This window comes from Streptomyces sp. NPDC047515 (genome assembly GCF_040643055.1).
Classification (GTDB): Bacteria; Actinomycetota; Actinomycetes; order Streptomycetales; family Streptomycetaceae; genus Streptomyces.
Genome location: NZ_JBEYTM010000025.1, coordinates 44118 through 66151, shown reverse-complemented (window position 1 = coordinate 66151; position 22034 = coordinate 44118). Strand labels below are relative to the sequence as shown.

Annotated in this window: 21 protein-coding genes and 1 pseudogene; 8 read left to right on the top strand and 14 right to left on the bottom strand. The window is 67.7% G+C overall.

All coding sequences use genetic code 11. The annotated features are described in order from the left end of the window. Positions 1-171: 171 nt before the first annotated feature. Together ABZ826_RS21365 and ABZ826_RS21360 are read right to left on the bottom strand one after the other, a co-directional pair. Positions 172-381, bottom strand: coding sequence for a DUF397 domain-containing protein (locus tag ABZ826_RS21365; RefSeq protein ID WP_361450360.1), 210 nt, complete (start codon positions 379-381; stop codon positions 172-174). After that, on the bottom strand, positions 378-1256 hold the full coding sequence (locus tag ABZ826_RS21360) for a helix-turn-helix transcriptional regulator (RefSeq protein ID WP_361450463.1): 879 nt from the start codon (positions 1254-1256) through the stop codon (positions 378-380). The genes ABZ826_RS21365 and ABZ826_RS21360 overlap by 4 nt, the downstream gene beginning before the upstream one ends. A 175-nt stretch (positions 1257-1431) precedes the next feature. On the opposite strand from ABZ826_RS21360, the pseudogene ABZ826_RS21355 reads away from it, so the two are divergent. The 4 genes and pseudogenes from ABZ826_RS21355 to ABZ826_RS21340 form a co-directional block, all read left to right on the top strand. Beyond that, positions 1432-1665 (top strand): annotated as a pseudogene (locus ABZ826_RS21355) (ATP-binding protein); the annotation flags it as partial. Positions 1666-1835: 170 nt separating this feature from the next. Further along, positions 1836-3050: a beta-ketoacyl-[acyl-carrier-protein] synthase family protein gene (locus ABZ826_RS21350; protein WP_361450357.1), complete on the top strand. Its 1215-nt coding sequence runs from the start codon at positions 1836-1838 to the stop codon at positions 3048-3050. Positions 3051-3665: 615 nt separating this feature from the next. Then, on the top strand, positions 3666-4682 hold the full coding sequence (locus ABZ826_RS21345; protein WP_361450354.1) for a helix-turn-helix domain-containing protein: 1017 nt from the start codon (positions 3666-3668) through the stop codon (positions 4680-4682). 36 nt (positions 4683-4718) lie between these two features. Next, positions 4719-5591, top strand: coding sequence for a hypothetical protein (locus ABZ826_RS21340; protein WP_361450351.1), 873 nt, complete (start codon positions 4719-4721; stop codon positions 5589-5591). Positions 5592-5702: 111 nt separating this feature from the next. On the opposite strand, the gene ABZ826_RS21335 is transcribed toward ABZ826_RS21340, so the two are convergent. From ABZ826_RS21335 to ABZ826_RS21310, 6 genes are all read right to left on the bottom strand, one after another. Beyond that, a complete protein-coding gene (locus ABZ826_RS21335) occupies positions 5703-6548 on the bottom strand; it encodes a hypothetical protein (RefSeq protein ID WP_361450348.1) in 846 nt (281 codons plus the stop codon). Positions 6549-6679: 131 nt separating this feature from the next. Further along, positions 6680-8425, bottom strand: a complete 1746-nt coding sequence (locus ABZ826_RS21330) for an alpha/beta hydrolase (protein WP_361450345.1) — start codon at positions 8423-8425, stop codon at positions 6680-6682. Between the two features lie 9 nt (positions 8426-8434). Continuing rightward, positions 8435-8815 (bottom strand): hypothetical protein, encoded by a 381-nt coding sequence (locus tag ABZ826_RS21325; RefSeq protein WP_361450342.1) that lies wholly within the window; start codon positions 8813-8815, stop codon positions 8435-8437. Between the two features lie 25 nt (positions 8816-8840). Further along, positions 8841-9161, bottom strand: coding sequence for a hypothetical protein (locus tag ABZ826_RS21320; protein WP_361450339.1), 321 nt, complete (start codon positions 9159-9161; stop codon positions 8841-8843). A gap of 617 nt (positions 9162-9778) precedes the next feature. Next, the gene (locus tag ABZ826_RS21315) at positions 9779-10276 is read right to left on the bottom strand and encodes a DUF4365 domain-containing protein (RefSeq protein WP_361450336.1); all 498 of its coding nucleotides are present in this window, start codon (positions 10274-10276) and stop codon (positions 9779-9781) included. Positions 10277-10638: 362 nt separating this feature from the next. Then, positions 10639-11796 carry an acyl-CoA dehydrogenase gene (locus ABZ826_RS21310; protein WP_361450460.1) on the bottom strand — a complete coding sequence of 386 codons (1158 nt, stop codon included), beginning with the start codon at positions 11794-11796 and terminating at the stop codon, positions 10639-10641. A 198-nt stretch (positions 11797-11994) separates the two neighbouring features. On the opposite strand from ABZ826_RS21310, the gene ABZ826_RS21305 reads away from it, so the two are divergent. Beyond that, complete coding sequence (locus tag ABZ826_RS21305; protein ID WP_361450333.1) at positions 11995-13338, top strand: UDP-glucose/GDP-mannose dehydrogenase family protein; 1344 nt, start codon at positions 11995-11997, stop codon at positions 13336-13338. Between the two features lie 26 nt (positions 13339-13364). On the opposite strand, the gene ABZ826_RS21300 is transcribed toward ABZ826_RS21305, so the two are convergent. Next, the gene (locus ABZ826_RS21300; RefSeq protein ID WP_361450331.1) at positions 13365-13877 is read right to left on the bottom strand and encodes a CGNR zinc finger domain-containing protein; all 513 of its coding nucleotides are present in this window, start codon (positions 13875-13877) and stop codon (positions 13365-13367) included. A 109-nt stretch (positions 13878-13986) separates the two neighbouring features. On the opposite strand from ABZ826_RS21300, the gene ABZ826_RS21295 reads away from it, so the two are divergent. Beyond that, positions 13987-14349: a VOC family protein gene (locus ABZ826_RS21295; RefSeq protein ID WP_361450328.1), complete on the top strand. Its 363-nt coding sequence runs from the start codon at positions 13987-13989 to the stop codon at positions 14347-14349. 81 nt (positions 14350-14430) lie between these two features. Here ABZ826_RS21295 and ABZ826_RS21290 read toward each other — a convergent pair whose 3' ends face one another. The 3 genes from ABZ826_RS21290 to ABZ826_RS21280 are packed head-to-tail and all read right to left on the bottom strand — an operon-like array spanning position 14431 to position 17345. Next, positions 14431-15651 carry a dipeptidase gene (locus tag ABZ826_RS21290; protein WP_361450325.1) on the bottom strand — a complete coding sequence of 407 codons (1221 nt, stop codon included), beginning with the start codon at positions 15649-15651 and terminating at the stop codon, positions 14431-14433. A gap of 6 nt (positions 15652-15657) precedes the next feature. Beyond that, on the bottom strand, positions 15658-16197 hold the full coding sequence (gene purE / locus ABZ826_RS21285; RefSeq protein ID WP_361450322.1) for a 5-(carboxyamino)imidazole ribonucleotide mutase: 540 nt from the start codon (positions 16195-16197) through the stop codon (positions 15658-15660). Further along, a complete protein-coding gene (locus ABZ826_RS21280; protein ID WP_361450319.1) occupies positions 16194-17345 on the bottom strand; it encodes a 5-(carboxyamino)imidazole ribonucleotide synthase in 1152 nt (383 codons plus the stop codon). The genes purE and ABZ826_RS21280 overlap by 4 nt, the downstream gene beginning before the upstream one ends. 171 nt (positions 17346-17516) lie before the next feature. On the opposite strand from ABZ826_RS21280, the gene ABZ826_RS21275 reads away from it, so the two are divergent. Further along, on the top strand, positions 17517-18041 hold the full coding sequence (locus tag ABZ826_RS21275) for a GtrA family protein (RefSeq protein ID WP_361450316.1): 525 nt from the start codon (positions 17517-17519) through the stop codon (positions 18039-18041). A gap of 5 nt (positions 18042-18046) precedes the next feature. Here the strand turns inward: ABZ826_RS21275 and ABZ826_RS21270 are convergent, their stop codons facing one another. Beyond that, positions 18047-19312 (bottom strand): ATP-binding protein, encoded by a 1266-nt coding sequence (locus ABZ826_RS21270; protein WP_361450313.1) that lies wholly within the window; start codon positions 19310-19312, stop codon positions 18047-18049. A 15-nt stretch (positions 19313-19327) separates the two neighbouring features. Beyond that, complete coding sequence (locus tag ABZ826_RS21265) at positions 19328-20005, bottom strand: response regulator transcription factor (protein ID WP_361450310.1); 678 nt, start codon at positions 20003-20005, stop codon at positions 19328-19330. Between the two features lie 490 nt (positions 20006-20495). Between ABZ826_RS21265 and ABZ826_RS21260 the strand changes: the two genes are divergently transcribed. After that, positions 20496-21986, top strand: coding sequence for an oligopeptide:H+ symporter (locus ABZ826_RS21260; protein WP_361450307.1), 1491 nt, complete (start codon positions 20496-20498; stop codon positions 21984-21986). Positions 21987-22034 lie beyond the last annotated feature (48 nt).

Genomic DNA, 22034 nt, shown 5'->3' with positions numbered 1-22034 from the left:
CATCATCAGCTGTTGGTCACGCACCCGGGCGATGTCGGCGGCGGTGACGATCCCGAGGCGCTCCGTGATGGGTTGAGCGTGGCTCGGCCAGCCGTTGAACGACGGTTCTTTTGACAGCTTCGCGCCCCGTTCCCGATATCAACCGGGCACGGGGCGCGAGTGATGAGGAGGTCAGCTCCCGGAGGCATACGAGACGAAGCCCGCCCACGCACCCGGCGTGAAGACCAGCCGGGGTCCGGGGGCGTTCTTGGAGTCGCGGACGTGGACCGTACCGGGTGCGGACGCCACCTCAACGCAGTCGTTACCGTCGCCACTGCTGCTGTAACTACTCTTGAACCACTCCAGCTCCGAGGTGTCCCTGGCAAAGGGCTTGTGGATCATGTCTCTCCCAGAACTTGCTCGATGAAGGCCAGCGACTCCCGTGGCGTAAGAGCCTGGGCCCGGATCATCCCATAGCGCAACCCAAGGATCCTGAGCTGCTTCGGGTCGGAGACCGGGCGTCCGCTGAACGCGCCCTCGGAACGCCCCACCGCACTGCCGTCGGGGAACTTCAGAACCTCGATCAGCCCACCCGTCCCGGGATGCTCCTCGCAATGGGTCGGCATAACCTGGATCGCCACATTCCGCAACCGCCCTACTTCCAGGAGGCGTTCGAGTTGTCGGCGCAACACCATTGTGCCTCCGACCGGACGGCGAAGCGTCACCTCTTCCTGGACAAAACTCAGCGATGGAAGGGGATCCCGGTCGAAGATGGATCGCCGGGCCATGCGAGCAGCCACCACGCGGTCCATCTCATCCAGCGTGTAGGCGGGCAGCCACGACGCGAACAGGGCCCGCATATGCTCCTCGGTCTGCAACAGGCCGTTGATGTTGTGGTGGTGGTACGCCTCCAGCTCGACGACCTTGGCCTCCAGCCTCGCCAGATCCCGAACCTTCTTCGGGTACCGAACCTCCGCCACATCCCCCTTCATCATCGCGAGCTTCCCGCCCGCCCCGAGCACCTCGTCCGCCCGGTCCAGGAACTCCGGCCGAGGGATACGCCGGCCGCCCTCCACCTTGTAGACCAGGTCCTCCCCATACCCGATCGCGGCCCCGAACTCGCCGGCCCGCAGCCCCGCCGCCTCCCGCCAGGCCTTGATCTGACGGCCCACCGCGGCGACCACCGCAACCCCCGACTCGTCGTCGGGATCGACGTCCCAGCCGGACTCATCCGCCCCGCCGTCCCCGCGCTCCGAACCAGTCCCATCCACGCTCATCCGTGCCCCACTTCCGACGTGCATGCCGTTCTTGCTCAACCCCTGGTCTCCCCAGCACGTCACCCCGGACAGCCGGGACAGCACTGGACAAGCCCGGGACAATCGCCGTACGTAAGCGGCTCGTCGCTATTCACGGTACGCAGGCGCGGCCACGCTGAGTGATGCCACCGAAGAAATCACTCGAACCGAACATTCCACTCCCACCTGGCGGTTCGCCGGGCTGCTCTCCTCGACCCGCCGAGGTGCCAGGCTCGCCCGCCTCCTCGCCACGGCACATCTGGGCGGCTGGGACCCGCCCCCGGAGCACGCCGCGCACCCGGCCGGACTTCCAACTCGGCTCCACCGCGACGCACTCCTGCGGATCGAGGTGACCGACACCCGGGACGAGCAATTACTTCCCGCACCCGGCACCACGTCCGCCGCTATCTGCGGGAAGCAGTTGAAATTGTCGGGACTCTATAAGGACCATGCGTCGAATCAGTCAAGGACATTCCCTGACTGGTGAGGTTTCAGGCGGCATGATCTTCATGAGACCAGCAAGTTTGTTGTGGGATCTCTACTATCCTGAGGAGATAGAAAATGACTGGAAACGGTCAGGTCGTGGTCACGGGCATGGGCGTCATGACGCCGGTGGGCACCGATGCGCCGTCCTCCTGGTCCGCTCTGCTGGCCGGAAAGTCCGGAGTGCGTTTCCTGGACGAGGAGTGGGCCGCGGACCTGCCCGTGCACGTCGCGGCCGGCCTCCCGTCGGACCCCGCCACGATGCTTCCCCGGGTGGAGGCGAGGAAGCTGGACCGCGGTGAGCAGCTCGCCATCCTCAGCGCCCGCGAGGCGTGGCAGGACGCCGGCGCGCCCGAGGTCGAGCCGGAGCGGCTGGCCGTGGTCGTCGGAACGGGCACGGGCGGGGTGCTCACCACCCTCGGTCAGGACGATGTGTTCGAGCGCTCGGGTGCCCGTCGGCTGTCCCCGTTCACAGTCCCGATGCTCATGCCCAACGGCCCGGCCGCCTGGGTCAGCATGGACCTCGGCGCGAAGGGCGGCGCGCGGACGCCGGTGAGTGCCTGCGCGTCGGGAGCCGAGGCCCTCGCCATGGGTCAGGACTTGATCCGCGCGGGGCGGGTCGACGTGGTGGTCGCCGGTGGCGTCGAGGCGTGCCTGCACCCCTTCACCATCGCCGCCTTCGCCCAGATGAAGGCGCTGTCCACCGCGTCCGAGAACCCGGAGGCGGTGTCCCGCCCGTTCGATGTGGCCCGGTCCGGCTTCGTCATGGGCGAGGGCGCGGGAATCATGGTGCTCGAACGCGCCGAGTTCGCCCGGGCGCGCAACGCGCGGGCGTACGGTTCGCTGGCCGGCAGCGCCGTGAGCTCCAGCGCGCACCACATCACCGCCTCTGACGCCGACGGCCAGGTCTTCGCCATGGAGTTGGCCATGCGTGACGCCGGCGTCAGTCCGCAGGACATCGGAGTCGTCCACGCGCACGCCACCTCCACCGAGGCCGGTGACGTGGCCGAGGCCGAAGCGATCCGCCGGGCGATCGGCGGGCAGGCGGCGGTGACGGCGACGAAGTCGATGACCGGTCACATGCTCGGCGCCTCCGGCGCGGTGGGCGCGATGGTCGCGCTGCTCTCCCTCAAGGAGGGCAACGTCCCGGCCACTCTCAATCTGGACCGGCTGGACCCGAAGGTCGATCTGGACGTGGTGCGGGGCGAGAACCGCACCGGCCAGTGGTCGGCCGCCCTGGCCAACTCCTTCGGGTTCGGCGGGCACAACATCAGCCTTGTGTTTACGAAGTAGTTCGCCGGGTCTGGGGGCAGGAATGATGGACGGCGGACGCCGGGTGGTGCCCCGGAACGCTGCGGAACCGAATCCGGGCCGTCGGCGGACGCCACATCGGCTCGCACTCAACCGCTGGGCAGGCAACGCCGCGGCGCCGAGTCACGACGCGGTGTCGGCCGAGCTTGCCGCAGTACGCAAGAGGATCCGCGAGCTGGAGGAGGAGCGCGACATCCTGCGTAAGACGGCCCGGGCGCGGCCTGCTGATTGTCGAGGCCCTCGCCGACCACTGGGGCATCGGCCTCGGGCCCGTCCCTCGCAAGACCATTTGGGCAGAACTCGACCTCGCACCGTGGCCCTTCCACCGGGTCGCGGAGACCCACGACCCGCTGGGCCACGTCGCCGCGTCCCACGACGCATAAAGCTTTGAAGAACTTGGGGAAATCACCCTCCCCACCCAACCCCGAACCCATCCCGGCCCTGTCACTCGCCCGGGTGACATAGGGCAACTGGGCTGGATTTCACACGGGTTGACTGACATAAGCTCGGCGCGACAACTACAGACATGCGACGGCCCCCGACGAGATTGCAGTCTCGATCGAGGGCCTGACCACCGAGGAAGTTCGGAGCTTCCCGATGGGTACCCAGCAGATTACCGCGCCCCCGTGCGCCCCGTCCCCCGCATCCGGGGACGCCACACCGTCATCCGGCGTCATCCACGCCAACGTCCGGCACGCCGCAGGCTTTACCGTCATCGGCAACCACCTCGCCCAGCACCGCGGCCTCTCCCTCACCGCCATCGGGCTCGCCGCATACATCCAGTCGCTGCCCGCCGGAGCCAGGATCGGCATCAAGCGCCTCGCCGACCGCTTCCCCGAGAGCGAATCCCGCATCGCCGCCGCCCTGCGCGAACTCGAAGCCCACGGCTATCTCCACCGCAGCCGCGTGCGCCTCGCCGACGGCCGCGTCGTCACCCGCACCGTCTCGTACAACCAGCCGGGCGCCACCGCGTCCACCGCCCCAGCACCCGAGCAGCGGACCGGGCGCACCAAACCGGCAGCCCCGCTCCCCGCGCCACAGCCGCCACCACGCGAGAGCGCCGCCGAGCCGCACCCTGCCTCCTCCGAGGCGCCGCAACCGCCCGTGCCGCAACGGATGCCCGAGCCTCGGCCCGCCCCTGCACCCGAACCGCGCCCCGCCCCCGTCTTCGTACCGGCTCCCACCGCCCCCAGGACGCTGCCCCAGCCGTTACCCCAGCCCCGGGAACTCACGCCGGAACTGCACCGCGCAGCCGCCGCGATCCTCGCCGACCTGCGCCGCCACGAGCCCCAGCTCGTTCTCTCGGAGCACGACATCCAGGCACTCATCCCCGGCGTCGCGACCTGGCTCGAACGCGACGCCCACCCCGACACCATCCGCCACGTCCTCAGCAACGACCTCCCCGTCCCGCTGAAGCACCCGGCGAAGCTCCTCCGGCACCGGATCACGACGCTCCTGCCACCGCCGCTGCCGGGCGCCGAGGACCTCGCACCCACGCGCCCCGGCGTCATCGTCATCCCGCTCCAGAACTGCGACCGCTGCGACCGCGCCTTCCGCTCCCGCCACCCCGGCCATTGCCGCGACTGCCGGTCAGACCTCACCACAGCCGCCTGACCGAAACGCCACTCAACCCGAACGGACCTCCATGGTTTGGTCAGCTCGCCCCATGAGGCAATGCATCGCATCTTCCAGGAGTACCCGGACCTCTTCTCCCGCGTCTCCGAGGTGCTCGGAGTCGACATCCCACCACCCACCTTGGCCACCGCCCTGCCTACCGACCTCACCGAAGCCCGTCCCGTCGAACGCCGGGTGGACACCCTCCTGCGCATCGAAACAGAGCACGACGGGCACTTCCTCCTGGCCATCGAAGCCCAGGGCAAGAACGACCCGCGCAAGACCGCCAGCTGGCCGTACTACGTCAGCTATCTCCACAACAGATATGGGCTGCCCATCCTGTTGCTGGTCGTCTGCCAGGACCACACAACCGCCGAATGGGCCGCACGCCCCATCTCCATCGGCGTCCGTCAATGGCAGACACTCGCCCTGAACCCCCTCGTCGCGGGTCCGCACAACATGCCTGTCATCACCGATGTGGCCGAAGCCCGCAAAGACCTCGCGCTCGCCACCCTGGCCGCCATCACACACGCCGACAATCCGGACGTCGGTGCCATACTGAAAACCCTGTCCGCCGCACTGCGGGACACACCGGAAGCAATCGCCGACCCCCTCGTCGAACTCACCGCGCAAGGTCTGGGCAACCGCCCGGCCGCACAACAGTGGAGGAATCTGGTGGCCGTGGACCTCTCTTTCTACAAGTCCTTCATGTCGGAAGAAATCCGGGACGAAGGCCGAGCAAAAGGCCTGGCAGAAAGCCTTCTACTGGTTCTCGAAGCGCGCGGTATCGCCGTTACCGACGAAATCCGCGAGAAGATCACCAACTGCGACGACCTCCAGCTCCTGCGCCAGTGGCTCCACCACGCCGCCACCGTCGCCACCGCCGAGGGAGTCTTCACCGAGGAGTAACCCCGCCCCTGCGCCTGCGCATTTTCTGTCCGCAGGCCGCCCCTCGTTCGCGACTCCCCGCGCGTCCGAGGGCCGGAGCAGGACCCGGCGCGTCGGGGCCGATAACCAGACCTAATGACCGCCCTCGCGCATGTAGGGTGGCGGCCATTCGCGTTCCCACGCAGCAGAAATACTGATGGCGGCCTCTCCGCGGTTCCGGGCCACCCCAGCCCCTGCCTCGTGATCATCCGGTGTCAGGACCACGACGGCGTCACCGCCCTGCGCCGCCAGCTCTGTGGCTGGCTCCTCAATCCGCCATCCACGCTCGCCCAGAGTACGCACCATCTGGTGGAAGGCACGCTCTGCGGTCGAGGCGTCTTCACAGGTGTACGTCCACTGATGATCCGCGTAGCACGAGCCGTCCTGCAGACGTACCAGAACGGCGGGCTCGTCACGCGAAGGGCGCCCGCCGGCGAGGCTGTCCAGGATCTGGCTGGAAACGGACCGCACCCCGTTCATGGCTTCCTGCCGGTCTTGCAGCTCGGCCTCGGTCCGGGGCGCCGGGTAGCCAAGAGACTCGGACGTCGGCTTCTTGTCCCAGAAACAGGGAGAGGTAACGCCCACGCTCAGCTGGCCGCCCAGCCCCATTGCCACCTGCATGAGGAAGTCGTCCGGCTTGCTTCTCAAATTGGCCGCAATAACTCGACGTTCATAATCTGGCGCAGCGTCAACGATGTGTCCGGCCTCCTTCCAGTTCTCGAAGACCTTCCGGACCACGTTCTTCGCTTCGTCTCGCGGAATCCCCTTGAGCCAGTAGTTCCGTGTCAGGGTGACACGCCCCTCGGACCCGCCGTCGCTGGGCTCCTGACAGGACTTCACACCTCCACCGAACGGCTCCAGACGCGGCTCGGGACTCACTCCACGGATCGCTTCCTGAATCAACCCTTCAGCCGTCCGCTCGGCCTGGTCCATGTCCATGCTCGCGCCTCCATTTTCACCAGTGGGGCTACTCAATGCATGAGGACTTATCGACTCACCCTCGCCGCTCACCCCGCAACCGACTGCAAGGAAAGAAGCGGCGACGAGGAATCCGAGCAGGTGTGCTATTTTCACTCGGACACCGTCCCACTCATCGGATATTCCCCATTCACGATTAGCGCCATGTTCTTCAAAGACTCAGAATTTTCATCCCAGTACAGACTATGTGCAGAAAACAGGGGCCATTTACTTCCGTCTTGAACCCCGAACCTGTTGCCGCCAAACTCTGGGGTCGTGGGGTCGACGCCGAAAGGGCGTTCGCCCCAGCTCCACGGATTGTAGATCGTCCGTGTCGGGAGACCCGCCACCAGGTCGTTCGCCGACTTCCCTGCCCATACACTGTCCGGCGAGAGGTTGAGGTCACCCGCATGGTCCACCCCAACTCCGGGACTACCCACGAAAATAGCGGCATCAACGGGAGGGGTCTCGTCCCCGGAAAGCATCTTCCCCGACACAAGCGAACCGTAGCTATGCCCTAACAGCGTGTCGTGGGCAGGCTCCCCTTGATGCGACACCTGCAATCCGTCGAGGAATTCGTTAAGAACAGGAGCTCCCTGATCCGCCAACTTCTCCTTGGCAACCGATACGGGATTTTGCGGGGCATCGTAGTCAAGCCACATCAGCGATGCATATTTCTTGTCCGGATCCCCCATCGCAACCGATTGACTGTAAAGACTTTCCGCTCTGTCAATATCTTTGCCAATCGTTTCGAGTTTAGTATTCATGCCGGGAACATACGTTGTTACATTGTCCGCTCCGTCAGGATTTCCCACGGAAATAATGGCGTGCCCATTTTTCTCATTATCGATGCCAAGAAGATACAGTTCTGGCACACCTTTCCTGCCAGTGGAATCGAGATGCTCCTGAACCTGCTCCAAGCCGGCCAGCTTCTTGTCGATATCCTTAATCCGCGCGGTGGCAGCACTGACCGAATACCTTCCATTCGGCGAGAGCATGTCGCGTTGGCCAATCAAATTCGCGCGCTCCAGTTCCAAGTCGGCAGTGGATGTCCGCAGGACGTAACGGTTCCCCTCATCTCGAACCTCTGACGGAAGTCCGTCGAGGGTGTCAACAGTTGCAAGGTTGAGGGAGACGTAATCGCTCCTCTGTTCCTCGGACAGCCCCTTCCACCACTTCGCATTCTCTTGGGGGGTTCCATCCTTGGGCGGTTCGAGGATGAGGTCCATGTAATCCCCGGCATCCTTACGGGCGCCTCGCATGTCTTTCTGGGTGTCGGCCCAGTCGTGGTCGGAAACCGTCAGGTCATCATCTGCCTTCAGATTCCTCAGCTTCGGGGCCCATTTTGCGTCCGCCTCAGCCGCCTCTTTGAGAGCCTCGGCAATGCGGTTGGCGTAGACTTGCGCCACGTTATGGTTTGGGTTGATTCCCGGTCCCTGCACCAGCGAGGTACCGCCCGACACGTTGCCGCCCGGAATACTTGTGGTGCCGGGCTCCTCACTCCAGGCCGAGTAACTGACTGACCCATCCTCTCGCACCTTGAGATTCGCGTCCTCTGCGTCACCGACCGCCAGGTCAAGCTTGACCTTGGCCATCCGTAGTTCCAGAGCGCAGGCGTTCAGGGAAGCACCGATCAAGCCGCACTCGACCTGGGCGTACTGAAAATTCTTCGACAGTTCCCAAAGCTGCATGACAGCCGATTCCAGAGCTTCACCCTGGAGAGACTTCTGCATCCCAGGAATAACTTGGTTGTTGAGCTGGTCCTTGGCCTGGCTGGCCATGCTGCTGGCCTCGCGGTAACCATCCGCCGCGTCCTCGAACGCGGAGAGGTCGAGGTTCTTGAGAGTGGCGTAGTCCACTGCCCTAGGTCACCGCCCCCGGCCGTGGTGGCCACTATCCGTATCCTCGTACTGCTCCCCCAGCGCATTGAACGCTTCGCGGATCGCGTCGTCGTTCTTGAACTGGTCGTGACCCGTCTTCTCTAATAGGTTCCGCAGAGCGCCACATCTGCCACGCACTTTCGTGAGGTACTCGTTCCAAGACTGATAGACCTCTTGCTGAGCCACCGCGCTCAGTACCTCGCGGTTGACCTCAGTGCCCGTCTTTTCTTGCTCCAACTTTGACAGGGTGCTCTTGACGTTCCCTCCCAGCACACCGACGCCCTCGCCCGCTCGTATCCACGCAGTTTTATTGGATTTCACTCCCTCCGAACTGCTACTGAGGCCTTTGCCAGCCTGATTGAGCTGCATCCGCGCCGAATGCCGTTCAGCCACCTCAGCCTTGAGTTGTTCCCATTTTGTCGAGTGAGAAGCCCGGCCCTTCGTCGCCACCAATCTTGACCAGCGCTTCGCAGAGATTCACCGACAGTCCCGCCGGAACGTATGGCGCCAAGTCGGCTACTTCGTCATCGCGCAGGCTGAGGTCGGCGGCCTCCCGGGCACAGGTGAGTGCCTCGTAGAGCCTCCGGGAGACCCGTCTGGCGAAGGGCTCGCCGCGGGACTCGTAGTCGAACAGATGGGCCTGGGCCGGAGGGTCGGGGAGCGGGGTGTGCACGGCGACCACGCAACTGCCCACCCTGGTCTGGTCAAGCCTCACCGATGCCACGTGGTCCTTGACCAGCTGGGATTTCTTGGCAGACTGCACCAGTTGCGGCTTCGGCAGCCGCAGCCGATGTCAGCAGGTCTCTCAAGCCCACGAGTGCGGGTACGACTTCGGTTAACGGTGCAGTGCCGGACGGGCCCGGCGGGGTGAGCCGGAGAAGCTGCCAGTCCGCAGACGGGAGCGCCATTTCGCGCAGCACATCCGCCGGGCGACGAGCCTCCACCACGGACAAGGTTTCCACCAGGTCGGCGGAGCCGCGAGGCCCCCGGTCCAGCGGAACCAGCGCTTCGTACAGCTCGCCACCGGGGACGGGCAGCACCCATACTGGCCCCGGCCGCAGTCCCGCTGCGGGGACCAACCACGGCCGCGCAGATAGCGCAGCAGAGAGGACGTGGCCAGATCCTTCACCCGGCTGAACTCGGCATCGGAGATCGCGATCATGACACCCCCAGCTTCTTCCGGAACTCAGGGGTGAAGAGGTCGTGCAAGGTCTCGGTCGTGAGCAGATTGGCCTTCGGTACCGGCACCTCATCCTGCTCTCCCTGGGCCGGTCCGTGAGGTCGTTGTCGTGGAAGCATGCCCAGTAGGCGGCGTGCCGGAGCAGCAGGCCTTCATGTCGCCTCGACCCACTCGCCAGCATCCTCCGGCGCGACGACGAGGAACAGGAAACGCGGAATGTAGAAGTCCCGGCCAGACAAAAGGTTGTAGTTGTGCAGCCGCAGCGGATAACTCCAGGAAGCACCGATACCCTTCGGCCGGTTCCAGCACTTCACCTGGGCCTGGATCTGCGGGAACCTCCGTGTGCCACCCCGCCCCGGGTAGGTCAGCTCCCAGTCGATGCCGAGACGGTCGCGGGAGTTGGACACGTTGAGATTCGCCGCAGTCGCAAGCGCCCGGACGAACTGCTCGCCGAAATCGCCCTTGTGGTTGTTGTCGCCCATCGCCACCGGTTCCAACCGAGGCTCCGCCGACGGGTCTGTGACGTAGACCGGCTCTGCCGGGTGCGGAAGTTCGGTCGGGGCTGGGTCGTCCGGCACACTCCACCCGTCGGAGCCCCCTTGCGGCGGCACACCGTAGTGGTAACGGCTTTTCGTCGGACGCTCGTTCATCCACACCCCCCATGTCGCGCTCGGCTCCGACCGGTCGCACAGAGTATCTGCGGCTTGCGACGGCACGAAACCGCGTGATCGGTTTCCGGCCTGATCCGCCTCCTCTTCAGTGGTTGCGCAACATCGCATCGCTGAGCAGCGCCGACCTCACCGGCCGTGCCCTCACCGACAACGTGGAGATCGGCGTCGTCCTGCGCGACACGAGGACAATCGGCCGGCTGGTCGACCACCTGCACTGGCTCACGGGCCCGGAAGCCCGATATCTGCGACCTGGCCGACGCATCTCACGCGGTCTCCTGGCCGCTACACACGTCCGGCCCCCGATGTGTCATCGGGGGCCGGACGCCAAAGCGATAACCGTCCTACGGCAGGTTCCTCGCCATGACGATCCGCTGGACCTGGTTCGTGCCTTCGTAGATCTGCGTGATCTTCGCGTCGCGCATCATCCGCTCCACCGGGTAGTCCCGCGTGTAGCCGTAGCCGCCGAGCAGCTGGACCGCGTCCGTGGTGATCTCCATCGCGACGTCGGAGGCGAAGCACTTGGCCGCGGCGCCGAAGAAGGTGAGGTCGCCGTCGAGGCGCTCGGACTTGGCGGCGGCCGAGTAGGTGAGCTGGCGGGCCGCCTCCAGCTTCATGGCCATGTCGGCGAGCATGAACTGGATGCCCTGGAAGTCGGCGATCGGCTTGCCGAACTGCTTGCGCTCCTGGACGTAGCCCTTGGCGTAGTCGAGGGCGCCCTGCGCGATACCGAGGGCCTGGGCCGCGATGGTGATACGGGTGTGGTCCAGGGTCTTCATCGCGGTGGCGAAGCCGGTGCCCTCCTCGCCGATCATGCGGTCGGCGGGGATGCGGACGTTGTCGAAGTAGACCTCGCGGGTCGGGGAGCCCTTGATGCCGAGCTTCTTCTCCGGGGCGCCGAAGGAGACGCCCTCGTCCGACTTCTCGACGACGAAGGCCGAGATGCCCTTGGAGCGCTTGGTCGGGTCGGTGACGGCCATCACCGTGTAGTACTCGGAGACGCCCGCGTTGGTGATCCAGCGCTTCACGCCGTTGAGCACCCAGAAGTCGCCGTCGCGCACGGCCTTGGTCTTCATGCCCGCCGCGTCGGAACCCGCGTCGGGCTCGGAGAGGCAGTACGAGAACATGCCGTCGCCCTTGGCCAGCGGGCCCAGGTACTTCTTCTTCAGGTCCTCGGAACCGGAGAGGATCACCGGGAGCGAGCCGAGCTTGTTCACGGCCGGGATGAGCGAGGAGGAGGCGCAGGCGCGGGCCACCTCCTCGATCACGATGACCGTGGCGAGGGCGTCGGCGCCCGCGCCGCCGTACTCCTCGGGTACGTGCACCGCGTGCAGGTCCGCGGCGGTCAGGGCGTCCAGCGCCTCCTGCGGGAAGCGCGCCTCCTCGTCGACCGCCGCCGCGTACGGGGCGATCTTCGCCTCGGCGAGCGCACGCACCGTCTCGCGGAGCATCTCGTGCTCCTCGGCCGGACGGTACAGGTCGAAATCGGTCGAACCCGCCAAGACGCTCACTCCCCAAGAAGCTAACTACCGTTAAGTAACCCAATTTTAGGGCCCGGGTCCCGCGATGGCCTATGCAATGCGCGCGTGAGCTTCACGACAGGGGTGGCAGAACCCGTGCGGGCAGCCGGAAACCGGGTCTTCGAGGGCACGACTATGCTCGTTGACCGCACGTCTGTCCGCATCTTCCAGGAGCACTCCATGGCCCTCAGGATCACTGTGATCGGCACCGGCTACCTCGGCGCCACCCACGCCGCGGCCATGGCGGAACTGGGCTTCGAAGTGCTCGGTCTCGATGTCGTGCCCGAGAAGATCGAGATGCTGAGCACCGGCAAGGTCCCGATGTACGAGCCGGGCCTGGAGGAGCTGCTCCGCAAGCACGTCGAGGGCATCGAGGGATCGACCGGGCGGCTGCGGTTCACCACCTCGTGGGAAGAGGTGGCGGACTTCGGCGATGTGCACTTCGTCTGCGTGAACACTCCGCAGAAGCACGGCGAGTACGCCTGCGACATGAGTTACGTCGACAGCGCCTTCGAGTCGCTGGCACCGCATCTGACCCGGCCCGCCCTGGTCGTCGGGAAGTCGACCGTGCCGGTCGGATCGGCGGCCCGGCTCGCGGCGCGGCTGGCGGAGCTGGCACCGGCGGGCGCGGACGCGGAACTGGCCTGGAACCCGGAGTTCCTGCGCGAGGGCTTCGCCGTGAAGGACACCCTGCACCCGGACCGGATCGTCGTCGGTGTGGCGAGCGAGCGGGCCGAGAAGCTGTTGCGCGAGGTGTACGCGGTGCCGGTCGCCGCGGGTTCGCCGTTCGTGGTGACGGACTTCCCGACCGCCGAGCTGGTGAAGACCGCGGCCAACTCCTTCCTGGCCACGAAGATCTCGTTCATCAACGCGATGGCGGAGGTCTGCGAGGCCGCCGACGGCGATGTGAAGAAGCTGGCCGAGGCGATCGGGCACGACGAGCGGATCGGGTCCAAGTTTCTGCGGGCCGGGATCGGCTTCGGCGGCGGGTGTCTGCCGAAGGACATCCGGGCCTTCATGGCGCGCGCCGGCGAGCTGGGCGCGGACCAGGCGCTGACCTTCCTGCGCGAGGTCGACTCGATCAACATGCGGCGCCGCGGTCACATGGTGGAGCTGGCCCGCGAGGCCGTGGGCGGCGATTCGTTCCTCGGCAAGCGGGTTGCGGTCCTGGGCGCGGCCTTCAAGCCGGACTCGGACGACGTACGAGACTCGCCCGCACTGAACGTGGCCGGGCAGATCCACCTGCAGGGCGGCCAGGTCACGGTCTTCGACCCGAAGGGCATGGACAACGCCCGCAGGCTCTTCCCCACGCTCGGGTACGCGGACTCGGCGCTGGACGCGGTGCGCGGCGCGGATGTGGTGCTGCATCTGACGGAGTGGCGGGAGTTCCGCGAGCTGGACCCGGCGGCGCTCGGCGAGGTCGCCTCCCGCCGGATCATCCTGGACGGCCGCAACGCGCTCGACAGCGAGCTGTGGCGCGAGGCCGGCTGGACGTACCGGGCGATGGGGCGCCCCAAGGCCTGACGGCCCCGGGCCCCTTCCGGAAGACCTCAGCCGCGCTTCGCGCGGTAGGTGCGCATCTTGGCGCGGGCGCCGCACACCGACATGGAGCACCAGCGGCGGCGCCCCGCCGGGCTGCGGTCGTAGTACGCCCACCGGCAGTCCTCGGCCTCGCACGCCTTGAGCCGGGCCCAGGTGCCGTCGGCCGCCGCGGTGGCGATGGCCGCCGCGACTCGGGCGGTCAGCCCCGCCGGTTCGGCCGCGGGGCGCAAGGCGGCGGCGCCCGCCGCGTCCACGGTGACGCGCAGCGGCGCTTCGGCGAGCAGCCGGTCGAGCGGGGGCGCGGCGGCTCCCTCCGGCGGGCGGTGACCGGCGTGGGCGAGGCAGGCGGTGCGGAGCGCCTCGCGCAGCACGCGCGCATCCGGGACCTCGGACTCGGTGAGCGAGAAGGCGGCGCGCCCGGCCACGGTGTCGAGGGCGTCCGCACCGGTCTCGATGTCCAGTGTGTTGACCAGGGCCTCGATCAGGCCGAGTCCACCGGGCGCGGAATCCTTCGCATTCATGGTTGCGACGTTACCCCCAGTGCGGCAGCATGCAGTAACGGTTACCTGTTGAGGCCTTTCAGCGGTAACTCCTGTGCGAAGACTGTCCCCGTTCGAAGGAGGAAGTGCCATGGCTGTCGCCACACTGGGTGCTGTCGTTCTGGACTGCCCCGACCCCGCCGCGCTCGCCGGTTTCTATGCCGGGCTGCTCGGCGGAAAGGTAGAGGACGACGGCGAGGGCTGGGTGGAGCTGAGCGGGGGCACGGGCACGACGCTCGCGTTCCAGGGCGCGCCCGGTCACGTACCGCCGCAGTGGCCGCGTCCGGACGGTTCGCAGCAGTTCCATCTGGATCTGACCGTGCCGGATCTGGACGCGGCGGAGAAGGAGGTGCTCGCCCTGGGCGCGACCGTGCTGGACGCGGCGGACCGGGAGCGGACCTTCCGGGTGTACGCGGATCCCGCGGGGCACCCGTTCTGTCTGTGCGCCTGCTAGTTGCCGCGACCGGCACTGGAAGCGGGCAGAAAAACGTGCGGGGCGCCCCTGAAGGGGCGCCCCGCACGGGGGAACTCCGGCTCAGCCGACCCGGGCGTCCAGCTGCTCGATGGTGGCGTGCGACGGGGCCCGGCGCGTGCGCAGCTCGCGCGCGACGTCCTCGGCGTCGCGCAGCACCCGTACCGCGTTCCGCCAGGTGAGCTTGGCAAGATCGGCGCTCGACCAGCCGCGGCCGAACAGCTCCGCGATCAGGTTCGGATAGCCCGCGACGTCCTGGAGACCCTCCGGGAGGAAGGCCGTGCCGTCGTAGTCTCCGCCGATGCCGATGTGGTCGATCCCGGCGGCCTCGCGCATGTGGTCGAGGTGGTCGGCGATCGTCGCCACGGTCGCCATCGGGCGCGGGTTGGCCGCCTCGAAGGCGGCGTGGATCTCCATGGCCCGCGCGGTGGTGTCGAGGTGGTGCAGGCCGTGGGCGCGCAGGTTCTCGTCCGCGGCGCGGGTCCAGTCGACGGCCGCCGGGAGGACGAACTTCGGTACGAAGGTCGCCATGGCGATGCCGCCGTTGGCCGGAAGGCGGCCGAGGACGTCGTCGGGGATGTTGCGCGGGTGGTCGCAGACCGCGCGCGACGAGGAGTGCGAGAAGATCACCGGCGCCGAGGAGGTGTCGAGCGCGTCGCGCATGGTGGTGGCCGCCACATGGGAGAGGTCGACCAGCATGCCGGTGCGGTTCATCTCCCGTACAACCTCGTGGCCGAAGGGCGAGAGGCCGCCGACGCCCGGCTCGTCGGTAGCCGAGTCCGCCCACGCGATGTTGTCGTTGTGGGTGAGCGTCATGTAGCGGACGCCCAGGGCGTGCAGGGCGCGCAGGGTGCCCAGCGAGTTGTTGATGGAGTGGCCGCCCTCGGCACCCATCAGGGAGGCGATGCGGCCGTCGGCGCGGGCCGCCTCCATGTCGTCGGCGGTCAGGGCGCGCCGCAGGTCCGCGGGGTGGCGCTCCAGCAACTCGGCGACCACGTCGATCTGTTCGAGCGTGGCGCTGACGGCTTCGTCGCCCGCCATGTCGGACCGCACGTAGACGGACCAGAACTGGGCGCCGACGCCGCCGGCGCGCAGCCGCGGGATGTCGGTGTGCAGATGGGCGGACTGGTCGGTCGCGATGTCGCGGGCGTCCAGGTCGTAGCCGACCTGTTCGCGCAGCGCCCACGGCAGGTCGTTGTGCCCGTCGACGACGGGGTACTCGGCGAGGAGTTCCGCCGCCCGCTCCAGTTGTTCGGCCTTCTCCACCTGTTCTGCCTTCTCCATCGGGGCCTACTTCCCGAAGCCGAAGGAGTCGGCGCCCTCGACCTTGGCGCGCAGCCGCTTGCCCTTCTCCGTCGCCTGGTCGTTCAGCTCCTGCTGGAACTCCTGCATCCGCGCCAGCAGCTCGCTGTCGTGGGCGGCGAGGACTCGGGCGGCCAGCAGGCCCGCGTTGCGCGCGCCGCCGACCGAGACGGTCGCGACGGGGACACCGGCGGGCATCTGCACGATGGAGAGCAGGCTGTCCATGCCGTCCAGGTACTTCAGCGGGACCGGCACGCCGATGACCGGCAGCGGGGTGACGGAGGCGAGCATGCCGGGCAGGTGCGCGGCACCGCCCGCGCCCGCGACGATCACCTTGAGACCGCGCTCCGCCGCCTGCTCGCCGTACGCGATCATCTCGCGCGGCATGCGGTGGGCGGAGACGACGTCGACCTCGTAGGGGATCTCGAACTCGTCGAGGGCCTTGGCCGCTGCTTCCATGACGGGCCAGTCGGAGTCCGAGCCCATGACGATGCCGACGACCGGCGCGGCGGAGGCGGGGGAAGTCATTCGGTGATCGTTCCTCGCAGGTAGTCGGCCGCGTGCCGGGCGCGCTCACGCACGTCCGCCAGGTCGTCGCCGTAGGTGTTGACGTGTCCGACCTTGCGGCCGGGCTTCACGTCCTTGCCGTACATGTGGATCTTGAGCTGCGGGTCGCGGGCCATGCAGTGCAGGTACCCCTGGTACATGTCCGGGTAGTCGCCGCCGAGGACGTTGGACATGACCGTCCAGGTGGCACGCGGACGCGGGTCGCCGAGCGGCAGGTCGAGGACGGCCCGGACGTGGTTGGCGAACTGCGAGGTGATCGCGCCGTCCTGGGTCCAGTGCCCGGAGTTGTGCGGACGCATGGCCAGCTCGTTGACCAGGATGCCGGGCTTCCCGTCCGGGCCCCGGGTCTCGAAGAGCTCAACGGCGAGGTGGCCGACGACACCGAGCTCGGAGGCGATCCGGAGGGCGAGCTGCTGGGCCTCGCCGGCGAGCCGCTCGTCCAGCTCCGGGGCCGGGGCGATCACCGTGTCGCAGACCCCGTCGACCTGGACCGACTCGACGACCGGGTAGGCGACGGCCTGACCGTGCGGCGAGCGGACGATGTTGGCCGCCAGCTCCCGTATGAAGTCGACCTTCTCCTCGGCGAGGACCGGAACACCGGCGCGAAAGGGGTCGGCCGCGTCCGCCTCGGAGCGGACCACCCACACACCCTTGCCGTCGTAGCCGCCGCGGACCGTCTTGAGGACGACGGGGAAGCCCCCGACCTCCTGCGCGAAGGCCGCGACGTCCGCCGGGTCCGTCACGATGCGGTGGCGGGGGCAGGGCGCGCCGATCTCGGTGAGCTTCGCGCGCATCACCCCCTTGTCCTGGGCGTGCACCAGTGCGTCCGGGCCGGGGCGCACGGGAATGCCGTCCGCCTCCAGGGCCCGCAGGTGCTCGGTCGGTACGTGCTCGTGATCGAAGGTGATCACGTCACAGCCGCGTGCGAAGGCACGCAGCGTGTCCAGGTCGCGATAGTCGCCGACGACGACTTCGTTCACCACCTGGGCCGCCGAGTCCTGGGGGGTGTCACTGAGGAGCTTGAACTTGATGCCGAGGGGGATGCCCGCCTCGTGGGTCATACGGGCGAGCTGACCGCCGCCGACCATGCCGACTACCGGGAACGTCACTCCTCCAGGGTATCCGCCGCCCCGGGGGCACCCGACGACGCCCTGTGCCGCCCTCGCCGGGCGGGCACGTGGAGCCTGGCCGCACCTGTCCGAACATCCCCGGGCACCCCGTGGGGCAGGCCGCTAGCATGGCTGGGCCGACGTAACCGACAGACAGGCTGAGCGATCACCATGAGCGAACGGGGCGCACTGCGGGCCCGGCTGGATCTGCTGGCCCGGGAGGTCGCCAAGTTCGGCGCGGTCGGCGCCCTCGGCCTGGTCGTCAATATCGCGGTGTCCAACCTGCTCTGGCGCACCACGGATCTCCAGGTGGTGCGGGCGGGGCTGCTGGCGACGCTCGTCGCGATCCTCTTCAACTACGTCGGCTTCCGCTACTGGACGTACCGGGACCGCGACAAGAGCGGGCGGACCCGCGAACTGACGCTGTTCCTGCTGTTCAGCGCGGTCGGTGCGGTGATCGAGACCGGTGTCCTGTACACGGCGACATACGGGTTCGGGTGGAACAGCCCGGTCCAGAGCAATGTCTTCAAGATCCTCGGGATCGGCATAGCGACGCTGTTCCGCTTCTGGTCCTACCGGACGTGGGTGTTCAAGGCGCTGCCCGCGAAGGAGACCGTGCTGAATGCGGAGGGGTTCCTCAAGCAGGGGTGCACGGAGCGGGTGCGGCGGGTCGAGGCGGATACGGCCCGGCAGTAGCCGTTTCACCGCACCGGGCGTTCCGGTTCCTGTCTGTTCAGGGCGACCCGGCTGAGAAAGAGCGCGAAGACCGCCGGCTGCTGCTGGAGCAGTTCGAGCCGTCCGCCGTCCGCCTCCGCGAGGTCCCTGGCCACCGCGAGGCCGATGCCGGTGGAGTTGCGGCCGCTGATCGTCCGCTCGAAGATCCTGGCGCCGAGGTCGGGGGGCACGCCCGGACCCTCGTCCGTGACCTCGATGACCGCCTGATTGCCGGTGACCCGGGTGCGCAGCGCGACCGTACCGCCGCCGTGCATCAGCGAGTTCTCGATCAGGGCGGCCAGCACCTGGGCGACCGCACCGGGCGTACCGACGGCCCGCAGCCCCTGCTTCCCGGAGCGGACGATGGCGCGGCCCTCGCCCCGGTAGGCCGGGCGCCACTCCTCGATCTGCTGCTTGACGACCTCGTCGAGGTCGAAGACGACGGCGGAGCCGGTACGCGGATCGCGGGCGTTGGTCAGCAGCCGCTCGACCACGTCGGTGAGCCGCTCGACCTGGGTGAGTGCGATGTTCGCCTCCTCCTTCACCGTGTCCGGGTCGTCGGTGACGGAGATCTCCTCGATCCGCATGGAGAGCGCGGTCAGCGGCGTACGGAGCTGGTGCGAGGCGTCGGCGGCCAGCCGGCGTTCCGCGGTGAGCATCCGGGCGATCCGTTCGGCGGAGGCGTCCAGGACGTCGGCGACCCGGTCCAGCTCCGGCACTCCGTACCGCTTGTGGCGCGGTCGCGGGTCGCCGGAGCCCAGCCGTTCGGCGGTCTCGGCGAGGTCGGTCAGCGGTGAGGTCAGTTTGTTGGCCTGGCGCACGGCGAGGAGCACCGCCGAGACGATGGCCAGCAGGGCCACCGCGCCGATGATCAGCAGGGTGCGGCCGACCTCGCGGGTGACGGCGGAGCTGGACTCCTCGACGGTGACCCGTTCGCCCTGCTCCCCCTCGGCCGTACTGCTGATCACGCTGCCGGTGGGGCGCGTACCGACTTCGAGGGGGGCGCGTCCGGGGATCTTGACCAGGGCGTAGCGCTTCCCGGAGATCTGCTCGGCCAGCAGTGCGGGGTTGATCCGCTCGGCCCCCAGCATCCGGCTCTCGACGACGCTGATCAGCCGCAGCGCCTCGGAGTCGACGCTCTCCTGGGCGCTGTTGCTGATGGTGCGGCTCTCGACGATGACGAGGGAGACGCCGAAGACGGCGATCACCACGAGCACCACGGCGAGCGTGGAGTTGATCAGTCTGCGGCGCATGAGTGCTTCTGTACGTCAGCTCTTCTCGAAGCGGAAGCCGACGCCCCGTACGGTCGCGATGTAGCGGGGGTTGGCCGCGTCGTCGCCGAGCTTCTTGCGGAGCCACGAGATGTGCATGTCGAGGGTCTTGGTCGACGACCACCAGGTGGTGTCCCAGACCTCGCGCATCAACTGGTCGCGGGTGACGACCCGGCCGGCGTCGCGGACCAGGACCCGCAGCAGGTCGAACTCCTTGGCGGTGAGCTGGAGTTCCTCGTCGCCCATCCAGGCCCGGTGCGACTCGACGTCGATCCTGACGCCGTGAGTGGCGGGCTGCGGGGCGGGCTCGGTGGCACCGCGGCGCAGCAGGGCCCGGACCCGGGCGAGCAGTTCGGCCAGTCGGAAGGGCTTGGTGACGTAGTCGTCGGCGCCCGCGTCCAGGCCGACGACGGTGTCCACCTCGTCGGCACGGGCGGTGAGCACCAGGATCGGCACGGTGTGGCCGTCGGCACGGAGCCTGCGGGCGACTTCGAGGCCGTCCATCCCGGGCAGGCCCAGGTCGAGTACGACCAGGTCGATTCCGCCCTGGAGGCCGGCGTCGAGAGCGGTCGGACCGTCTTCGCGGACCTCGACCTCGTAACCCTCCCGACGCAGGGCGCGGGCCAGTGGCTCCGAGATGGATGCGTCGTCCTCGGCGAGCAGTACACGGGTCATGGAGTGATGGTAGTCCGCGCAGGGGGGATGCCGTGAGGTGATCGAAAAGCCCTGCGGGTTCGCAGGGGAAACGGGGAGACGCCTTCGAATATGGGAGCGCGGTTCCATCAGAACCTGTGATCCATCTCTCAAGTCCATTCATATCCGGCCGTGTCGTGCGTATGGTGGCTTGACGCCTGTTGCACTACTCAAGGACCCTTGGGCAGCTTTTAGCGCCGAGGGTCTCTTTTGTTTTGCCGGCTGGTACCCGCCAGCCGTGACTTCAGTGAATGACCTGTGGCCGGGCCCGGAGCGCGAGGATGCGCACCGGGCGTGGATCCCGATGCGGTCGGTCCCCGTCTCCTCCAGTCGGCTCCCCGGTGAGTCCGGCGGTCGGGACGAATCCCCTGTCAGGCGCGGGGGTGGGGTGCGGCCGGGTCGGTGTCGGCCTCCCCCCACCGGGCGCGTCACGCTCACAAGGCGTCGCGTCCCGAGCACCCAAGGATCGACCATGGCGTCCAGCCTGACGAAGGACCCGGCCAGTACATCTGGTTCCGAGAAGACCTTCTTCGGCCACCCCCGCGGCCTGGCCACTCTCTTCATGACCGAGATGTGGGAGCGTTTCAGCTTCTACGGCATGCGGGCCCTGCTTCCGCTGTATCTGGTCTCCGGTTCCGGCCTGCACATGAACGCGGCCACGGCCACCGCGATCTACTCCATCTACATGGCCATGGTGTACCTGCTGGCCATGCCCGGTGGCTGGTTCGGCGACCGGGTCTGGGGGCCGCGCAAGACGGTCACCGTCTCGGCCGTGATCATCATGCTGGGCCACCTCACGCTGGCCCTGCCCGGCTCGGGCACTTTCTTCGCCGGTCTGGCGCTGGTCGCGCTCGGCTCCGGTCTGCTGAAGGCCAACATCTCGACGATGGTCGGCCACCTCTACAACGGCCCGGAGGACGCGCGCCGCGACGGTGGCTTCACCGTCTTCTACATGGGCATCAACCTCGGTGCCTTCGCCGCCCCGCTGATCATCGGCACGATCGGCGAGAAGGTGAACTGGCACCTCGGCTTCGCCATCGCCGCGGCCGGCATGGCCCTGGGCCTGGCCCAGTTCCTCATCGGTACGCGCCACCTCAGCGCCCGCAGCAGCGTCGTCCCGAAGCCGCTGTCGGCCGAGGAGCGCCGTACGACCCTGCGCAAGGGTCTGCTGTGGCTGACAGCCGCCGCCGTCTTCTACGGCGTGCTCGTCGCCACCGATGTGTACACGCTCAACTGGGCGCTCGTCCCGATCACCGTCGCCGGTCTGATCATTCCGATCGCCGTGCTGGTGCGGATCAAGCGGGACCGGGATCTCTCGAAGACCGAGCAGTCGAAGATGTCCGGCTACATCTGGTTCTTCATCGCCGCGGCCGTGTTCTGGATGATCTACGACCAGGGCGGCTCCACGATGTCGCTCTTCGGCGAGTCCTCCACCACGAACAGCGTGCTGGGTGTGGGCTTCCCGACCTCCTGGTACCAGTCGGTCAACCCGGTCTTCATCATGGCGCTTGCCCCGGTCGTCGCCTGGATCTGGCTGGCGCTGAACCGGCGTGGCAAGGAGCCGAGCACGGTCGTCAAGTTCGGCTCGGGCCTCTTCCTGGTCGGCGTCTCCTTCCTCGTCTTCATGCTGCCGCTTACCCTGGCCGCGGACGGCGACAAGGTCAGCCCGATGTGGCTGGTGTCGATCTACTTCCTGCAGACCGTCGGTGAGCTCTGCCTCTCCCCGGTCGGCCTGTCGGTCACCACGAAGATGGCTCCGGCGAAGTACGGCAGCCAGATGATGGGTGTCTGGTTCCTCGCCGTCACCGCGGGCGACTGCACCACGAGCCTGCTGTCGCTGGCGGGCGTCGATCTGAACAGGACCGGCATGGTGGGCCTGGAGGCGGCACTCGCGATCGTCGCGGCGTTCGCGATCTGGATGTACCGCAAGAAGGTCGTGGAGCTCATGGGCGACGTGCGCTGACGCACGGCTCCCGCACCGTCCACGGCACAAGGGCCGCCGCACCGTCGA